This is a genomic window from Paenibacillus sp. FSL P4-0338 (assembly GCF_038002365.1).
Classification (GTDB): domain Bacteria; phylum Bacillota; class Bacilli; order Paenibacillales; family Paenibacillaceae; genus Paenibacillus_AQ.
Genome location: NZ_JBBOCG010000001.1, coordinates 4,983,869 through 5,000,250, shown reverse-complemented (window position 1 = coordinate 5,000,250; position 16,382 = coordinate 4,983,869). Strand labels below are relative to the sequence as shown.

Annotated in this window: 17 protein-coding genes; 14 read left to right on the top strand and 3 right to left on the bottom strand. The window is 53.7% G+C overall.

From position 1 onward, the window contains the following. The first annotated feature begins 211 nt into the window (after positions 1 to 211). The 3 genes from MKZ07_RS21935 (at position 212) to MKZ07_RS21925 (ending at position 2,491) form a co-directional block, all read left to right on the top strand. On the top strand, positions 212 to 667 hold the full coding sequence (locus MKZ07_RS21935) for a LytTR family DNA-binding domain-containing protein (RefSeq protein ID WP_341028075.1): 456 nt from the start codon (positions 212 to 214) through the stop codon (positions 665 to 667). Between the two features lie 14 nt (positions 668 to 681). Further along, the gene (locus MKZ07_RS21930) at positions 682 to 1,116 is read left to right on the top strand and encodes a DUF3021 family protein (protein ID WP_341027512.1); all 435 of its coding nucleotides are present in this window, start codon (positions 682 to 684) and stop codon (positions 1,114 to 1,116) included. A gap of 139 nt (positions 1,117 to 1,255) precedes the next feature. Continuing rightward, complete coding sequence (locus tag MKZ07_RS21925; RefSeq protein WP_341027511.1) at positions 1,256 to 2,491, top strand: alpha/beta hydrolase family protein; 1,236 nt, start codon at positions 1,256 to 1,258, stop codon at positions 2,489 to 2,491. A gap of 26 nt (positions 2,492 to 2,517) precedes the next feature. Here the strand turns inward: MKZ07_RS21925 and MKZ07_RS21920 are convergent, their stop codons facing one another. Both MKZ07_RS21920 and MKZ07_RS21915 read right to left on the bottom strand, forming a co-directional pair. Continuing rightward, on the bottom strand, positions 2,518 to 3,345 hold the full coding sequence (locus MKZ07_RS21920) for a GNAT family N-acetyltransferase (RefSeq protein ID WP_341027509.1): 828 nt from the start codon (positions 3,343 to 3,345) through the stop codon (positions 2,518 to 2,520). A 95-nt stretch (positions 3,346 to 3,440) separates the two neighbouring features. Further along, positions 3,441 to 4,544 (bottom strand): GIY-YIG nuclease family protein, encoded by a 1,104-nt coding sequence (locus tag MKZ07_RS21915; protein WP_341027508.1) that lies wholly within the window; start codon positions 4,542 to 4,544, stop codon positions 3,441 to 3,443. A gap of 205 nt (positions 4,545 to 4,749) precedes the next feature. On the opposite strand from MKZ07_RS21915, the gene MKZ07_RS21910 reads away from it, so the two are divergent. The 11 genes from MKZ07_RS21910 (at position 4,750) to MKZ07_RS21860 (ending at position 15,183) form a co-directional block, all read left to right on the top strand. Then, complete coding sequence (locus MKZ07_RS21910; RefSeq protein WP_036691883.1) at positions 4,750 to 5,571, top strand: MerR family transcriptional regulator; 822 nt, start codon at positions 4,750 to 4,752, stop codon at positions 5,569 to 5,571. A gap of 141 nt (positions 5,572 to 5,712) precedes the next feature. Then, a complete protein-coding gene (locus MKZ07_RS21905) occupies positions 5,713 to 7,704 on the top strand; it encodes an FAD-dependent oxidoreductase (RefSeq protein WP_036691885.1) in 1,992 nt (663 codons plus the stop codon). Positions 7,705 to 7,780: 76 nt separating this feature from the next. Then, a complete protein-coding gene (locus MKZ07_RS21900; protein ID WP_341027507.1) occupies positions 7,781 to 8,326 on the top strand; it encodes a hypothetical protein in 546 nt (181 codons plus the stop codon). A gap of 160 nt (positions 8,327 to 8,486) precedes the next feature. Beyond that, positions 8,487 to 9,908: a hypothetical protein gene (locus MKZ07_RS21895; RefSeq protein WP_076156504.1), complete on the top strand. Its 1,422-nt coding sequence runs from the start codon at positions 8,487 to 8,489 to the stop codon at positions 9,906 to 9,908. Between the two features lie 90 nt (positions 9,909 to 9,998). Continuing rightward, a complete protein-coding gene (locus MKZ07_RS21890; protein ID WP_036691893.1) occupies positions 9,999 to 10,280 on the top strand; it encodes a hypothetical protein in 282 nt (93 codons plus the stop codon). A 161-nt stretch (positions 10,281 to 10,441) separates the two neighbouring features. Then, positions 10,442 to 11,290 carry an EcsC family protein gene (locus tag MKZ07_RS21885; protein ID WP_036691896.1) on the top strand — a complete coding sequence of 283 codons (849 nt, stop codon included), beginning with the start codon at positions 10,442 to 10,444 and terminating at the stop codon, positions 11,288 to 11,290. Between the two features lie 47 nt (positions 11,291 to 11,337). Beyond that, positions 11,338 to 12,522: a nitric oxide synthase oxygenase gene (locus MKZ07_RS21880; protein WP_051493241.1), complete on the top strand. Its 1,185-nt coding sequence runs from the start codon at positions 11,338 to 11,340 to the stop codon at positions 12,520 to 12,522. 52 nt (positions 12,523 to 12,574) lie between these two features. Continuing rightward, a complete protein-coding gene (locus MKZ07_RS21875; RefSeq protein WP_036691898.1) occupies positions 12,575 to 13,126 on the top strand; it encodes a TetR/AcrR family transcriptional regulator in 552 nt (183 codons plus the stop codon). Between the two features lie 97 nt (positions 13,127 to 13,223). Continuing rightward, on the top strand, positions 13,224 to 13,580 hold the full coding sequence (locus tag MKZ07_RS21870; RefSeq protein WP_036691900.1) for a nucleotide excision repair endonuclease: 357 nt from the start codon (positions 13,224 to 13,226) through the stop codon (positions 13,578 to 13,580). A 193-nt stretch (positions 13,581 to 13,773) separates the two neighbouring features. Then, positions 13,774 to 14,862 (top strand): 23S rRNA (adenine(2503)-C(2))-methyltransferase RlmN, encoded by a 1,089-nt coding sequence (rlmN, locus tag MKZ07_RS21865; protein WP_036691903.1) that lies wholly within the window; start codon positions 13,774 to 13,776, stop codon positions 14,860 to 14,862. 33 nt (positions 14,863 to 14,895) lie between these two features. Next, the gene (locus tag MKZ07_RS21860; protein WP_036691905.1) at positions 14,896 to 15,183 is read left to right on the top strand and encodes a DUF6509 family protein; all 288 of its coding nucleotides are present in this window, start codon (positions 14,896 to 14,898) and stop codon (positions 15,181 to 15,183) included. A gap of 440 nt (positions 15,184 to 15,623) precedes the next feature. Here the strand turns inward: MKZ07_RS21860 and MKZ07_RS21855 are convergent, their stop codons facing one another. After that, positions 15,624 to 16,376, bottom strand: coding sequence for an esterase family protein (locus MKZ07_RS21855; RefSeq protein ID WP_036691908.1), 753 nt, complete (start codon positions 16,374 to 16,376; stop codon positions 15,624 to 15,626). Positions 16,377 to 16,382: the final 6 nt, after the last annotated feature.

Sequence of the window (16,382 nt, the reverse complement as noted above, 5' to 3'; positions counted from 1 at the left end):
CCGGTCCAACCGGAGGGCAGCCTTTTTTGAAATAGAATTTATATGTTTCACACGATAAGTTATCCTTCTATTTCTCGCTGAAACGGTACCGTCCTTTAAAAGGACGGCAAAGCCGTTTCCACTTGGCGTACCTGTGTAGAAGTTATATTTGTCGTATGGGAGCGGTTCCCGTATCATGTACATTAATTAGGCAACAGACCTTCAAATCTGAATTATCGCAGGTGATCCTATCCGAATTTCTATTGAGCACATCAGCAGGGAGCAGCAAGAGGAAATCCTCATCAGATGCTATGAAGCAACTGATGAGATCAGTCAGATTGTACATAAGCTTAAGGCAGAGACTCTTGTCCTCCTGGGGGTACAGGAAGAGCGGGTCAGCCGCATCAAGCTCAGTGATGTCTATTATTTCGAAGCCGTGGACGGTAAAGTATTCGTCTACAGCGAGAACCAGGTGTATGAAGTGAAGCAGAAGCTGTATGAGCTGGAGGCACTGTGCCGGGACAAGAACTGTTTTCGCGCCTCCAAATCCACGATTCTGAATATCGCCAAGATTGAGAGCGTGCGTCCATCCCTCAGCGGCCGGTTCACAGCTCTGCTTGATAATGGGGAACGTGTAGTCATTTCAAGACAGTATGTACCCGTACTGAAACAAAGACTTGGATTATAAAGGGGGATTACAGCATGAAGCGTTCAGAGGTTGCCAAAGACATCATCCGCGATTTTCTGGTTATCTTCGCATCCATCATCATAATCATTACGGTGCTGCGGCAGATTTTTATCCCGGAACTCGCCTTTGACCTGATATCCATCTATACGATTATGGGCTTCTCCCTGCTTGGAGCATTGACAGGCTTGATGTTGTACGCTCCTGAAGAGGTAAGCGAGCGGGCGATGCGTGTTAGGATCGTGATTCATTTTCTCCTGCTGGAGCTCCTGCTCATCACCCTTGCCAGCCTGATTGGAGCTGTGGCCAGTGTGTCCGCTGCACTTCTGTTTGCCCTGCAAATCGCTGTAGTCTATGCCATTGTCCGTCTGCTGTCCTATGAGAAGGATAAGAAGGAAGCGGAGCAGATTAATGAGAGACTGAGGGCGGTGAAGCAGGAGGTCCGCGAGTAATCATGGAGTTAACTACCCACTTAATGGTGATTTTGTGCATCTTATTGCCCTGTAGCTACAGCTTACCGTAAATGGGTATACACCCTTTTCGCAGTTTTTTATGATGAGATCATCATCTGACGCGAAAAGGAGAATCCCTATGCACAGCCGCATTAAGCTCATAAGCTGGATTAGAATTACCCTGTTTATCGTTTTCGTTATTCTGACATGGTCCCCCGTTATCGATTGGAGCTTCAGTTGGGTATTACTGGCGGTATTACTGTTTGTTTTTGCGCTGAAAGGCTCGGTGGATCTGATCCGAAAGAAGACAGACGTGAGACCGTTCAGGCGTTCAACCCGGGTGTGGAAAAGGCTGCTAACCGCTGTGGCGCTGCAAATCGCACTTATCCCGCCTATTCTGTTCCCGCAGTACCGTGCACCTGAAGTGACAGGGGAATATGAAGTCAGAACGGCTGTCTACACCTATACAGACCCTACCCGAGTGGAGGAGTTTACAGATACGGGGGAGCACCGGCGGGTGAATGTGGAATTCTGGTATCCGGGCCATGCGGAGGGCAAGTATCCGCTGATCGTCTTTTCTCATGGAGCCTTCGGGGTGAGAGAGAGCAACGCTTCAACCTTCACGGAGCTGGCCAGTCACGGCTATGTTGTGGTATCCATCGATCATCCTTACCATTCTTTTTATACACAGGGTGTGGACGGGAAGGTCACTATGGTTAATGCAGAATATATGCGGGAGGTTAACGATTCCAATAAGGACGGAGTATACACCGTAGAAGAGCTGTATGGCCTTACGCGTAAATGGATGAAGCTGCGCACCGGGGATATGAATCTGGTAATCGATCATATCCTGGAGAAAGCCGCCAGTAGCGGAGACCCCGTGTACCAACGCATAGATACGGAGCACATTGGCGTAATCGGCCACTCTATGGGTGGTGCGGCAAGCGTCGCGCTTGGCCGGGAGCGCGGCGATCTGGATGCTGTTGTGAATCTGGATGCCCCGTTCTTCACAGAACTGGTATATGACCGGAAGATCAATGATCTGGTTGCCAAAAATGAGCCCTACCGCGTACCGCTGCTGAACCTATATACGGACGATGTGTGGAGACAGCTCGGGAAGAACTCGGCTTACGCAGCGAATAACAACGCCAATCCGAACTTCAAGGACGCGTATACCGTTCATTTTGAGGGGGCCAAGCACTTAAGCCTGACCGACCTGCCGCTGTTCTCCCCGATACTTGCCAATGTGCTTCAACACGGACGGGCAGATATCGATAAGTATTACTGTATTGAGACGATGAATAGGCTGATTCTTGAATTCTACGACTATACGTTAAAAGGCACCGGGCCGTTTGCGCCGCAGGCGGTGTATTAAGAGTAATACAGCCTGCCGCAATGTGCCTACAAGGTGATCCCGGGAAACATAGTTTTCTGCTCCACCCTAGTGAATCCTAAGGACCGGTAGAGTGCTACTGCGCGGGTGTTCAGCTCCCAGACCTCAAGTCTGATCAGATTCATCCCATTTGCCAAGAAATAATCAAAAATATAATTCATGATCACCTTGGCAATGCCGGTTCCCCGGGCTTCTGGCATAACATAGAGCGATTCAATATAACCGTAGCCATCTGCCGCCCAAAAGGTACAGCCTCCCAGCAGCCTGCCGTCCCGCCCAAATGAAAGATTGTGGAAATGGGGATGTCTGCCTTGCTCTGCAAGTGTGTCCAGATTGAGTGGGGTGATGAATATGGTATCGTAACGCTCTTTGTAGACTATCCGTCTGTCCGCTGAATGAAGGTCCTCCGGCTGGACGGTTATCTCTTCCGGCAGGTTGTAAGTGAAGCCTTCCGCAATAGAGGCCTCCATAATTATGCTGTAATCCGCTTCGAACTCGGTCCCTATGTAAAAGTCACGCTGCTTCTGGTCTGCTTGGAATTCGCCGTAGATTCTGGCGGTTAAATCCGGCCGTAATGCCCGCAGCTCTCTCGCCCGGATCAGCACTTGGTTAAACAGCTCCCGGCTAACTTCCTGCTGTGCAATTTCATCCGAATGTTCAGCGGGGTCAACGCTTATATAGATCAGATACGGGGTGTCCGGTGTCTGGTGATGATTGATCGCCCGATAAGTATAGGCACTGCCCAGGTAATCTCCTTGCTCACCCAAAGCAATGAAGATATTCTCTCTGCTGTTCCCATACTGGTCTGCTTCCGGATGAATAATCTGTATGTTCATCAATGTCCTCCTGTATTCAATGAATCGTCAACGATCATACAATTATGACATGATTCATCAGGGGGCTGATGGTAGAGTTTCTCTATAATCAATTGCTACATATCCAAGACAGAGGACTGAACCAGTTCCGCTATCCCTTCCTCTAACCCCGTCACACCCTCATCGTCCAGCCACTCCGGCGGGACGAGCAGATAATGGCTGGAGCTGCTCTTCAGGTAGCTGTAGATGATCTGGGCCTCGTCGATCTTGTGGCGGCTCATCTCTTCCGTAGCGGCGGTCAGGCTGCTGCTGCGGAAGACCTCCCGGGCGGATGCAGCGATCCTCCCGGTGAGCTGCCCTTCGTTCAGCGCGTCTCTTGCCAGCAGGGTGCGGTAGAGGATCACGCTGCCCTTGATAAGGATCAGCTTATGGGACTGATCGTCCACCGGCTCCAGCACGATAATATTCTTGTTCGCTCCGGTGAATTCAATCACCTGCTCCTTCTGCAGCAGCGAATGGACGGCCCCCAGATAATCGCGGAATTTGGCGGCGGTCTCGAAGTCGAACCGCAGCGCAGCGTCCTCCATCCGGGCTTCCAGTCCGGCCACAATCACGCTGTCTCTGCCTTCCAGTAAGCAGATTATCCCGTCTATGACGGCTTCATACTGTGCCACAGCAGCCTCCCCGCCCCCGCACATGCCGATGCATAAGCCCAGCGAATGGTTCAGGCAGCGGGAGCTGCGGGAATGAGGGCTGCTGCACAGAATGCGCTGTGATTCCTTGATGCCCAGCACAGCTCTCTCCACCGTACTCCGGCTGGTATAAGGGCCATATACGAGGCTGCCCGCCTCTGTACTTGGCTCGTAGCCAATCTCAATCTGCCGGTAAGGCGCCTTATCCACGATGGAAATATAGCTGTAGGCGAGCGGGTTTTTCATTTTGCGGTTATACATCGGCTTGATCTCTTTGATCAGCTGGCATTCCAGCATGAAGGCCTCCAGCTCCGTATCGGTCAGCCGGTAGTCCAGATCGCGTATATGCTTAACCAGCTGCTTCACCTTGGGCGAATGTCCCTTATTATTATAAAAATAAGACTGTACCCGCTTCCTCAGCTGCTTCGCCTTGCCGACATAAATCACATGACCCAGGCCGTCCTTCATCAGGTATACGCCAGGCGTCAAGGGTAGGCCAGCGACCTTGTCTGTTAGCTGTGCGGGCATGACAGCCGCCTCCGTTCGTCAGTTTCTTCCGTATCTGTCAAGTATAGACCATGCCGCCGTCACCTGCGACAGGAAAAGCTCTTCCCGGTCCTCCGGCAGAAGCTGTGTGACATAGTCCACAATGTCTCCCGGCCAAACCCTCTATCATTAACTACATGAACGAAAAGCATGAGCGTATGTGATCAAGTAAGCTGGGGGGCTGCTGATGAAGTATTCGATCGGTGAATTTGCATCCATTCTTGGAGTGACGGCAGATACACTGCGCTTATATGAGAAACATGATATTGTCCGGCCGATGAAGGATCATCATAATAACTACAGGTATTTCGACGATCTGGATGCACGGAATCTATTGACGAGCAGATGGTACCGGAGCATGCAGATTCCGCTTCAGGATGTGGCCGGGCTGATTAAGGACGCGCCGTGTGAGCAAGTGATGGAGTCGATTGCCGCTGCGGGTATGCAGCTGGAGGAGGAGATCCGGCGCAGCACGCTGCTGCTCGGCAAGATTCAGGAGATTCAGGCGGAGCTGATGCAGGTCAGCGCATCCCTATATACGTGCAAGATGAAGCAGGTGCCGGGCATGTACCGGATTCAGCAGACGAACAAGAATCATTTGCTGCACAAGGAGGAGCTCAAAGACACGGTCCAGGCGTGGATGGAGCTGCTGCCGTTCACCTTCTACTCCTTCCGGGTTGAGAATAAGGCAGGCGAATGCGTCTGTGGACTAGGGGATCTGGAGTATAGCTGGGGACTTGGCCTGCTTGCGGAGGATCAGGTGAAGCTTGGCGTTAGCCTGAACGACAGTGTGGAGGTTCTGGAGCCGGCGACCTGCATCTCTGCCGTTATTGTCAGCGGCCACGAGGATTACCTGGAGCGGGGAGCCTTCGGGTTCATGCTGGAGTATGTGGAAGCAAGGAATTATAAGATTAGCGGGGATATCAGCGGTAAAATTCTGTTCACCGAGCGCACGGGTAACGGCAGCAAGACGTATCTGGAGATTAATATTCCGGTAGAAGGGGAGTAAGCGTCCGCCCTACTTTGAGAAAAGATTCACATATTGTTCATTGACCTTGGTACTGTACCAAGGTTTACACTGTGTGCGGTAGTAAGCAGTCCTAATAGAGAGAGAAACGGGGCTGCATTAACCACACAGGGGGAGAAATTGATGCGTAAGCAAGCAACAAAACAGGTGTTTCTATTCACCGCATGTCTGGTATTGGTCCTGTCGCTCCTAAGCGGCTGCAGCGGTAACAATTCCGCCGCACCGGCAGCTTCAGAGCAGCCGTCCGCTTCGCCGCAGGCGTCACAGCCAGCGGATACAAGTGCTGTACCGGCAGACTTCAAAGCGGGAACCTATAAAGCAGAAGCTGAAGGCAAGGACGGCAAGATTCAGGTTGAGGTGACTCTTGACGATCATTCGGTTATTACCGGAATCCATGTGGTCAGCCAGAACGAAACCGCTGGAATCGGGGTGGAGGCGATCAACAAGGTCAAGGAGGAGATTCTATCCGGCCAGACCCTGAATATTGATGCCGTCAGCGGTGCGTCCGAGTCCAGCAAGGCGATTCTGACCGCTGTGGAGGATGCGCTTAAGCAGGCGGGCGGGAATGTGGAGGCTTTTAAAACAAAGGCTGTAGTGAAATCGGGAGAAGGTAAGACCGAGCAGCTGTCGGCGGATGTTGTCGTTGTGGGAGCAGGTGCTTCGGGTGTATCGGCAGCGGTATCAGCAGCGGATAAGGGCGCGAAGGTAATCCTGATCGAGAAAACAGCGACGATCGGCGGCGCGAGCAACCTGTCCTGGGCGGGCAAATTCTACAACTCTTCGGCCGCGCTAAGCAGCGGGCTGAAAGTAGAAGTCGAGAAGGAGATTGCTGACTGGATCGTGAACAACCACTGGCGCGTGGATGCGGCGGCGATCCGCCAGTACGTCACGAAGTCGGGCGAGACCTATGACTGGCTGACCGGCAAGGGCTATACCACCACCTTCCTGAACTTCGCCGGGGAACAGCTCCATATGCTGCCTCCTTATGAGACCCGTCAGGAGCTGCTGCGCAAGATGCTTGCAGCATCCGTAGAGAAGGGCGGCGGACAGGTGATCACGGAGGCCACTGCACAGAAGCTGATGACGGGCGCTAATGGAGAGGTTACCGGAGTCGTGGCCAAGAAGTCTGACGGAACTACCCTGGAAATTTCAGGAGCTAGCGTTGTAATGGCTACCGGCGGTTACGCCGGGAATAAAGAGATGGTTAAGGAAGCTTTTGGCTTCGAAGGCGTGAACGGCGGGCTTGGGCAGAACATCGGCGAAGGGCTGAAAATGTCCTGGGAGATCGGTGCGAAGGTGCCGGACAACTTCGGCGGGCAGATGCTGCACCAGACGCTGGCCAGAGCTACAGACAAGCTGAAATCACAGTACGAGCCGTTTGAAGCCAGCTATCCAATGATGCTGTCTTACCTGCCAACTCTGATGAATGTCGGCCCTTCGGGTGCGAGATTCAGAGATGAGGCGGCGACGCTGACGGCGGTTGCGGCAGCGAATACCAGTGCTTTTAACGGAGCGTATCATCTGGTTATTGTCTCACAGGCGCAGTTGGATGCGCTTAAGACCAAGGGAATGAAGGGGCTTCAGGCACCTAAGCTGCCGGGTATGCCGCCGGAATTCTATGCCTCTTATAAAGACAAGTTCACGCTGGACCAGCCATGGAAGGATGCCGATAAAGTCTTCGAATCCATGGTAGCGAACGGCGACGGCTTCAAGGGCAATACACTCGAGGAGCTGGCGAAGAATGCTGGGATGGACCCTGCGGTGTTTGCCGCTGATTTCAAGCTCTATGAGGAAGCAGCGAAGACAGGCACCGATACGGAGTTCGGCAAGGCGAAGGAATATCTGGTTCCTATGGGCAGCAGCGGACCGTATTACGCCGTTATTGCCGAGATCAACAATCTCTGTTCGGTGGGTGGTCTGCTGGTCAATACCAAGTTCCAGGTGCTGAATGATAAGCGTCTGCCAGTCAAAGGACTGTATGCCGTGGGCGTAGAGTCTGAAGGGGTGCTATTCAACGATACCTATGTAGGCAACGGCGTTGGACTGGGTTACTCCTTCACCTCCGGGCGGCTCGGCGGCGAGGATGCGGCTGCGGGGGCATTGGCTAAGGAATAGCCCTTTATAAGTAATTTTCCTCTTTTTGCCGATAAAGAGTTGTCCTGAACTTTACGCGCGAGAAGAGGAACGTTCGATGTATATTCCCATATCACGAATCAACGCCGCTTCGCTGACCCGCTCACCGCAACAGGCGGAACACACTTCAGCCGGGTCATCTTCACTCAGCTTCCCGGAGATGATGGCGGCTGTGGGAGCGGCAATTGAGGATCAGGCACGCAGAATCAAGGCAAGGTACGGTCTGTCCGTCCGCATTATGGCGGTAGCCAAAGACGGCAGCAAGGGGGAGAAGACTGATGCAGGAGACCGGAGGGATCAGCGAGAGCTTGTAATCGCTCCGAATATTCTGCAGCAGATGAGCAAAGATCCTGTGATGCAGCGTAAGGTATATGGCTGCCTTGACGAGTATGTGCGCGAGCCGCACCCTTCGCCAGGCCATAGCCTGATCGTTTACAGGGACGGCACCTCCACTCTTCTTCCTGCCGCCGCAAGGCCAGCAGCAGTGCAGGAGAATACCCATCTACATACCGGGCAACCGGAAATCGCGGGCAGCTTATACGATCAGGACATGCTGAAGCAGCTCGCGTTCCTCCGGGCCAGGAGAGCAGGCAGGCACCGGTAACAGAGTGTAATCCGCAAATAAGATCCCTGAATCCATGTGATGTGGAGGCGGGGGTCTTTTTGTAAGGTCTTCGCGTCACTGAGGGGAACAATAGCCTATCCTCCTGCATAGCATATAGCACCTGCTTGCTATTTGTAAGTGGAAAGGGGGCGCACGACTAATGAGTATCCAGCTTACTGCGATTCATTGGGTGTATCTGGTGTTTATTGTGTTCATTCTGGCGCTGCTGATCAAGCGGCGTGATACAACTATGATCTGTGTGACCGGAATTCTGGCGCTCGGACTGCTGGCAACGGCGACGCTCAGCGGGTCGGTGTCGGGGATTTTTAACTCTTTTGTCTATGCGACTAAGGAGCTGCTCGGCACCATAATGATTATCTCCATTATCGTGGCGATGAGCCGGATTCTGATTATAACAGGCATCAATGAGACGATGGTATCGCCGCTCACTCGGTTCCTGCGCACACCGGCGATGGCCTACTGGGGCATCGGGCTGATAATGATGGTAACCTCGTTCTTCTTCTGGCCTTCCCCTGCGGTAGCGCTGGTCGGGGCGGTTCTGCTGCCGGTGGCGGTCCGGGTCGGCCTGCCCGCGTTGGGCGCAGCGGTAGCCATGAACCTGTTCGGGCACGGGATCGCCCTCTCCGGCGATTATATTATTCAAGGCGCTCCTAAGCTGACGGCGGATGCCGCCGGTCTTCCGGTGTCGAGCGTAATGCAGGCCAGTATCCCGCTGGTTGTTGTTATGGGGATTGTCACTACGGTCAGCGCATTCTGGATGATGAAGCGGGACCAGAAGAACGGCACCTGGAGAGACGGCCTGGTCTCTTCCCCGGGAGCAGCAGAGCCGCTGGCTGATGCGGGGACGGATGATGACCATCCAGTCTTCATGAGTGACCGTCTGCGCAAAGGGCTGGCCATTGCCATTCCGCTGCTGTTCCTGCTGGATGTGATCGGCATGTTCGTGCTGCATCTGCAAGGCGGCGATGCTACCGCTCTAATCGGGGGAACCGCTGTGCTGATCCTGATTGTCATTACCCTGCTGGCCCATCGCGGCCAGGGGCAGGGGCTGGAGAAGATCACCGCCTACCTCATTGAAGGCTTCACCTTCGGCTTCAAGGTCTTCGGGCCAGTCATCCCGATTGCCGCCTTCTTCTATCTGGGCGACGCCGCCTTCACCGAGCTGTACGGCAAGGTGCTGCCGGATGGCTCGCACGGTATCGTGAACGACCTGGGCGTGGCCCTGGCGAATCACGTGCCGCTGAACGGGGCGGTAGGCGCCGTAACGCTGACGGTGATCGGTGCGATCACCGGCCTCGACGGCTCCGGGTTCTCCGGCATCTCGCTGGCCGGCTCGATTGCCGGGCTGTTCGCCGCCGCGATCCATTCCGGCGCGGCAACGCTGACCGCCCTGGGGCAGGTGGCCGCCATCTGGGTCGGCGGCGGCACCCTGATCCCGTGGGCGCTCATTCCCGCCGCTGCGATCTGCGGCGTCAGCCCGTTCGAGCTGGCCCGGCGCAATCTGAAGCCGGTCCTGCTGGGCCTTACGGCCATGACGATTGTCGCCATGTTCCTGGTGTAGGCGATTCTGAGCCGGGATCGCCGCATAAGATTGCGCTCTCCAATCCATCCTAGAGAGGAACAGAAACCGAGATGGAGGGGGAAGGATTTTATGAAGCATTACGAATCCAGTCTGCGCACCAACAGTACGGTGGATCAGGCGCACGATGCGGTGACGAAGCTGCACAACGCTGTAACCCAGGCTTCGAGTCATCCGACCGGGCAGATGATAGATCAGGCAGAGAGCAGTCTGGAGCATGCAGAAGAAGCCGTGCGCCATGCCCCGGAAGGTTCAGTCGGCAGACAAGGGGTCGAGCTGGTCCAAGAGAGACTGGAGGAAGAGAAGCGCAGATTGTCTTCGCTGGATGAGCAGGCAGGCGAATCCCAAGATTAAAGCCTGAACCGGGCTAAGGTGAACCGGCATTTTCGGAGTTGATCCGGGAATGCCTGTTTGCTGTTGATGGGATCCGGGGCCCGGATATGGGGCCTCTGCAATCATTTGTTATGAAATAGGTTATAAGGTAATGACGAGACCATTCAGGGGAGGTACATACTATGCCAGAAGCAGACAACACCGGTTCATGGAGTCCTCCGGAGACACCGGAGATGCTGTATGCCGCACTTAAGGAGATTACCAAGTGGGAGAAAGAGCAGAATAGGCTGATGATCTGGGACCGGATTACCCGGCTGCCGTTCAAGCTGCTTGATGCAATTACGCCAAAGGTTATCCACGATAAGGTAGGCCGGCTGCTCGATGAACTGGGCGGCTACATCCAGAACGGCGGCAACTATCTGGTGGCCGGGCGCAAGGTGGGCAAGCTGATGAATGAGACAAGCAGGGCAGCAGGCGCTCCGGAAGACGGGCCGTTCCCGCTGGCTGTGATGGATGCAGTGGCTCTGAAGCTCGCAGAGCGGAGCTGGAATACGGCTACGGCCCAGGGGGCGACTACGGGCTTCGGCGGGATTTTTACACTGGCTGCCGATATTCCGGCTGTGCTGGGCCTCTCTTTGAAGGCGATTCAAGAGATTGGTCTCTGTTATGGCTATGATCCGACCGATAAGGCGGAGCGGATTTTCACCGTGAAGGTGATGCAGTTCGCCTCCTCCGATGTAGTGGGGAAGCGCACGCTGCTGAAGGAACTGAATCTGCAGGCGGGCGGAGACGGCAATATTCTGGCCGCAACCAAGGAGGCCGTCTCAAGGATTCAGGGCTGGAAGGAGGTAGTGACCGTATACCGTGACAATTGGGGCTGGAAAAAGCTGCTCCAGACTGTTCCGGTCGCAGGCATGTTCTTCGGCGCTTACCTTAACCGGAAGACGCTGGAAGAGGTGACGGAGGCTGCTCGGATGCTCTACCGCAAAAGACGGATTATCTCCAGACTGGCAGAGTTGGAGCAGAGATGATACGCTGAGGGTACTGCATCAGGGAACGAATGGATAGGAGAGAGAGGATGAAATACACAGTTTCACAGCATAACACTCAGGAGTTGATCCGGCAGGCGGAGTCCTTCATTATGGCCTGCTATCAGGAACTGGGGTTAACTGAGGGTGAACGGGACCTTCGTCTGGCGGATATACGGGAAGAGGTGCAGCGCACAGGTACATACAGGCATACAGGAGAAGAGCTGACGCACGGGGCAAGGATGGCCTGGCGTCATAACAGCCGCTGCATCGGAAGACTGTTCTGGCATTCCTTAGATGTGATTGACGCCCGCGGAGCAGAGACTGTAGAAGAGGTGGTAGAGGCGCTGCTGCATCATATGAAGCATGCGAATAACGGCGGCCGGATACGGCCGGTCATTACCGTCTTCCGCAGTGAAGAGGAGCAAGGCCGTGCCATGCGGATCTGGAATCATCAGCTCATCCGCTATGCCGGTTATCCCGATAACGGGAAGCATCCGCGTGCCGGTGATCCGGCTTCGGATGAATTCACTGCAGTCTGCCTTAAGCTGGGCTGGCAGGGCACGGGCGGAGATTTCGATATTCTGCCGCTCGTGATCAGCATCGGCGGGGAGGAACCCCGCTGCTTCCCTATCCCGGCAGGACTTGTACAGGAGGTGCCGCTCAGCCACCCGGAGATTCCGCAATTCAGGGAGCTGGGCCTGCGCTGGTACTCCGTTCCGATTGTCTCGGACATGTGCCTGGAGATCGGCGGCATCCGTTACCCGGCAGCGCCATTCAATGGCTGGTACATGGAGACGGAGATCGGCTCGCGGAATTTCGGCGATACGGACCGCTACAACCGTCTGCCTGCGGTGGCAGAACTGCTGGGACTGGACCGATCAACCAATACTTCGCTGTGGAAGGACCGGGCGCTGCTGGAATTGAACCGGGCCGTTCTCCATTCCTTCAAGCAAGCCGGGGTCAGTATTGTGGACCATCATACAGCCGCAGACCAATTCGTCCGCTTCCAGGAACAGGAGCAGCAGCAAGGGCGGGAAGTGTCAGGCAAGTGGGGCTGGCTGATTCCGCCGATGTCGCCTTCCTCCACGCCGATCTGGAATGACAACAAGCTGCGTGATTTGCAGCTAAGTCCGCGCTTTGTCTACCGGAAGAAGCAACAGGCGGACTCTGGACAGCTTGAAGCTGCGGAACGGAAGGGCTGTCCTTTTCATCAGTCCATGAAGAGTGATTGATTAATAACATATCGTTGCGGGAGCGGATGCTTCGGCATAAGGGGAGGCCTATATGAATAAGCAATCCGGTAAGACCCGCTCACCACAGGGAGATGAGACCCTTATTGTGAATCGCCGGGAGCAGATCTTGGAGGCGGCGGTGATTGTTTTTGCCGAGTATGGCTATTACCGGGCAACAACCGCCCAGGTGGCGGAGAGGGTGGGAATCTCTCAGCCGTACATCTTCAAGCTGTTCAAGAACAAGGAAGAGCTGTTCATTGCTGCGCTGGAGCGTGCGTTCGAACAGGTTCTCCGTACTTTTGCCGGATTTCGCGCCCCCAAAAAACAAATGCTAGCCGAAGCCATCCAGTTATATGAGCACCTGATGGAGACTCATCCGAACGAGCTGATTCTGCAGGTGCAGGCAAGCGGCATCCGGGATGAAGCAATCCGGCAGGCCATGCAGGCTGGAATGCAGGAGGTGACACGCCATATGGAGGACAAGTTCACCGCTGCCGGGTTTGCGCATCCTGAGGTGAAGGTGAGCACCTTCCTGGCTAACGCTATGCTGTGCAATATGGCTCTTACGCTGGGTATGCCGGAATTGAAGCCGAAGCGTAAGTAAGTTATGAACCGGCGGCAATTTGCACAAGATAGAAATAGTCACGTTACCCATTCTATGATACTATTTATTTCTATATCCAAAGAGGAAGTGAAGCTTAATGATCAGCATTACCATTCCGTCACCGGAAGTTACTATTTACAAGCAAGCTAACCCTGAGCTGAGCCATATTTACGGATTCACCGATTTCCACCTGATTACCCGCGAAGCCGGGGGCATCTTCATGTTCTACAATGATCAGGACGAGCTGTTGTTTGTGGGTAAGGCCCGCAAGCTGAGACCGCGGATCAAGAAGCATTTCGAGGATAATGTATCTGTGATGAAGCCCCACCGCGATGAGGTTACCCGCATCGAAGTCTGCCTCGTCGAAGATCCGGTGGACAGAGAGATTTATGAGACCTACATTGTGAACAAGCTTCGCGCGAAATACAATGTCGAGAAGGTTCTGTATAAATAAGGTTTGACGGAAAAGGCGTGGTCCCTGCGGACTGCGCTTTTTTGAATTTCCCTGCTCCAAGCGCTCAACTCCGCAGCGTTTCCTCTTGTTTTAACTAACGAAATTTGAGACAATAAGGTATTGTTGCTGCTAATGTCCCTGTCAAGGTAAAATAGATAGGTTGAACTTTAATGTTTTGAAAAGAGGATATGAAATGAATAAAGAATCCATTTATGGATTGACTTTGGAAGAGTTAACGGCATGGCTGCTGGAGCATGGGCACAAGAAATCCCGGGCCACTGCGGTCTGGGAATGGCTGTACCGCAAGCGGATTACCAGCTTCGCCGAGATGGACGGAATGAATCAGGAATGCACAGCGCTGCTGGAAGAGCATTATGTGTTCCAGACGATGGAAGAGCATGTGAAGCAGGAATCAGCCGACGGTACAGTGAAGTTCCTCTTCCGCCTCCATGATGGCAACCTGATTGAGACAGTGCTGATGCGGCAGAAATACGGCTTGTCCGTATGTGTCACTACTCAGGTCGGCTGTAATATCGGATGCAGCTTCTGTGCGAGCGGACTGCTGGCGAAGAGCCGGGATCTGACCAGCGGCGAGATTGTGGAGCAGATTATGAAGGTTCAGCATTATCTGGATCAGGCAGGCCACGGCCAGAAGGTCACCCATGTCGTGGTTATGGGGATCGGCGAGCCGTTCGATAACTTCCGGCATCTGCTGAACTTCCTGATTACCATCAAGGATCATAAGGGTCTGGCGATTGCCGGCAAAGGAATCACCGTATCCACCAGCGGCCTGGCGGACAAAATCAGAGAATTCGCCGACGCCAATATGCAGGTTAATCTGGCGATCTCGCTGCATGCCCCGAATAATGAGTTGCGGACACAGATTATGAAGATTAACCGGGCCATTCCTATAGAGAAGTTAATGCCGGCGATTGATTACTATCTGGAGAAGACGAACCGGAGAATCACGCTGGAGTATATCCTGCTGAAGGATATCAATGACCGCGAGGAGCATGCGCTGGAGCTGGCTGAGTTAATCGGAGACCGCCGCCAGTTGGCGAACGTCAACCTGATTCCGTATAATCCCGTGGATGAGCATAGCCAGTATCAGCGGAGCGAGCGGGAGTCGGTGCGTGCGTTCTTTGATACGCTGAAGAAGCAGGGCGTCAGCGTCAGCACCCGGTTGGAGCAGGGCGTCGATATTGATGCGGCCTGCGGCCAGCTGCGCAGCAAGCAGATCAAGAAGATCAAAGGCAAAGCCGCAGATACTGTGTTACAATAATCTGGCAGTGAATTGAGAAATGAGGAATGCAACTTGTTGACATTTACAAGCTACACCGTGGAGAACGTAAGAGATCCTTTTAATATTCTAAGCGGCAAGCGATATGAGTTCGTCGTGAATATTGATGTGCCGGAGGATGATGAGCTGTACGTGGAGAACGGCGTGTCCGCCCGCGTGATTGTCAAAGTGGAAGAAGAGCAGACAAGCTTGGTCAGCTACGATCTGCTGGAGACCTCCTCAGGCCAGCTGCTCGATTTCGATATGGAAGAAGATGAGGAAGCGGCGCTGCTTCAGTTCTGTTCGGAGCATGTACCTGCATAGTAAGAGGCGATAGTGGTCTCAAGAAAAAGGAACTGCTGATTTCAGCAGTTCCTTTTTTGATGCTTGATTCGCAGAGTACTTAGTTGCTGAATGTGGCTGAGGGTAGCCGCGAGGAGCAAGAGTGAACTTGGTATGCTGAAAAACGAGTACCATCGGTTGCTAAAAGCGGCGTATGGCCCAAATGTATTTGAAAAACAGTATACATTGTGCTCACATGCAGGCATATGGCCCGAATGTATGTGAAAAACAGTATACATTGTGCTCACATGCAGGCATATGGCCCGAATGTATGTGAAAAACAGCATACATTGTGCTCAAATGCAGGCATATGGCCTGAATGTATGTGAAAAACAGCATACATTGCAGTGGCGCGCAGGTAATCCCATTCATCCGGTAGGATGATTTTATTCAAATCAATTCGCGTTCAAGTCACAGCCTCACTAGCCCAAGCAGCCTTCCACATAATAATGAATCTGCTTGTTCCACCACGGCCAGTCATGGCTGACATCATGGCCCCAGTAGTCGATCCGGGCCGGAATGCCCTTCTGCCCCAGCACCTCCTGAAGCAGCCGGGTCTCATGAAGCATCTCGTCCTCATAAGCCCCTTGACCGACACAAGCAATAATGGTGCTGCTGCGGTACTGGTTCAGATAATGCTCATCCGTCAGGCCCGGCAGGTAATGCAGCGGTGAATTGAGATAGACGTTCCCGCTCATATAGTCGCCGAAGAAGTAGTAGGTGGAGTAGACGCCGCTCAGGGCGATCAAGGTATCGAAATAGTGCGGATAACGGAAAAAGAAGCTGGCGCCGTAATAAGCGCCCATCGAGCAGCCGGAGATCAGAATGCGCTGGTCGGTCCCGCCGTTATTCTGTTTGCTCTCATGGAGGATGCCGGGAATCAGCTCATACGCAATATATTTGTCATACTGCTCATGACGGTGTATCCGGTCCTCGTTGTTCCAGTGGGTGGAGAAGAAGGTCTCCTCATCCAGACTGTCACAGGCCCAGATCTGCAGCTTGCCCGCTTCAATGAAGGACGAGAGCGTATCGATCATGCCCGAATCCTCATATTGATAAAAGCGTCCAAGCGAGGTGGGGAAGACGAGCATCGGTTTGCCGGCGTGGCCGTATATTTTGTACTCCATGTCTCTGCCCAGGTTGTGGCTGTACTCCTTATGGTAGCTTATCCTCATCCGTTA

Bases quoted from the DNA above. Each gene is read 5' to 3' on its own strand.
- MKZ07_RS21930 (WP_341027512.1), top strand. From the start codon at position 682: ATGAAGCGTTCAGAGGTTGCCAAAGACATCATCCGCGATTTTCTGGTT.
- MKZ07_RS21925 (WP_341027511.1), top strand. From the start codon at position 1,256: ATGCACAGCCGCATTAAGCTCATAAGCTGGATTAGAATTACCCTGTTT.
- MKZ07_RS21920 (WP_341027509.1), bottom strand. From the start codon at position 3,345: ATGAACATACAGATTATTCATCCGGAAGCAGACCAGTATGGGAACAGC.
- MKZ07_RS21915 (WP_341027508.1), bottom strand. From the start codon at position 4,544: ATGCCCGCACAGCTAACAGACAAGGTCGCTGGCCTACCCTTGACGCCT.
- MKZ07_RS21910 (WP_036691883.1), top strand. From the start codon at position 4,750: ATGAAGTATTCGATCGGTGAATTTGCATCCATTCTTGGAGTGACGGCA.
- MKZ07_RS21905 (WP_036691885.1), top strand. From the start codon at position 5,713: ATGCGTAAGCAAGCAACAAAACAGGTGTTTCTATTCACCGCATGTCTG.
- MKZ07_RS21900 (WP_341027507.1), top strand. From the start codon at position 7,781: ATGTATATTCCCATATCACGAATCAACGCCGCTTCGCTGACCCGCTCA.
- MKZ07_RS21895 (WP_076156504.1), top strand. From the start codon at position 8,487: ATGAGTATCCAGCTTACTGCGATTCATTGGGTGTATCTGGTGTTTATT.
- MKZ07_RS21890 (WP_036691893.1), top strand. From the start codon at position 9,999: ATGAAGCATTACGAATCCAGTCTGCGCACCAACAGTACGGTGGATCAG.
- MKZ07_RS21885 (WP_036691896.1), top strand. From the start codon at position 10,442: ATGCCAGAAGCAGACAACACCGGTTCATGGAGTCCTCCGGAGACACCG.
- MKZ07_RS21880 (WP_051493241.1), top strand. From the start codon at position 11,338: ATGAAATACACAGTTTCACAGCATAACACTCAGGAGTTGATCCGGCAG.
- MKZ07_RS21875 (WP_036691898.1), top strand. From the start codon at position 12,575: ATGAATAAGCAATCCGGTAAGACCCGCTCACCACAGGGAGATGAGACC.
- MKZ07_RS21870 (WP_036691900.1), top strand. From the start codon at position 13,224: ATGATCAGCATTACCATTCCGTCACCGGAAGTTACTATTTACAAGCAA.
- rlmN (WP_036691903.1), top strand. From the start codon at position 13,774: ATGAATAAAGAATCCATTTATGGATTGACTTTGGAAGAGTTAACGGCA.
- MKZ07_RS21855 (WP_036691908.1), bottom strand. From the start codon at position 16,376: ATGAGGATAAGCTACCATAAGGAGTACAGCCACAACCTGGGCAGAGAC.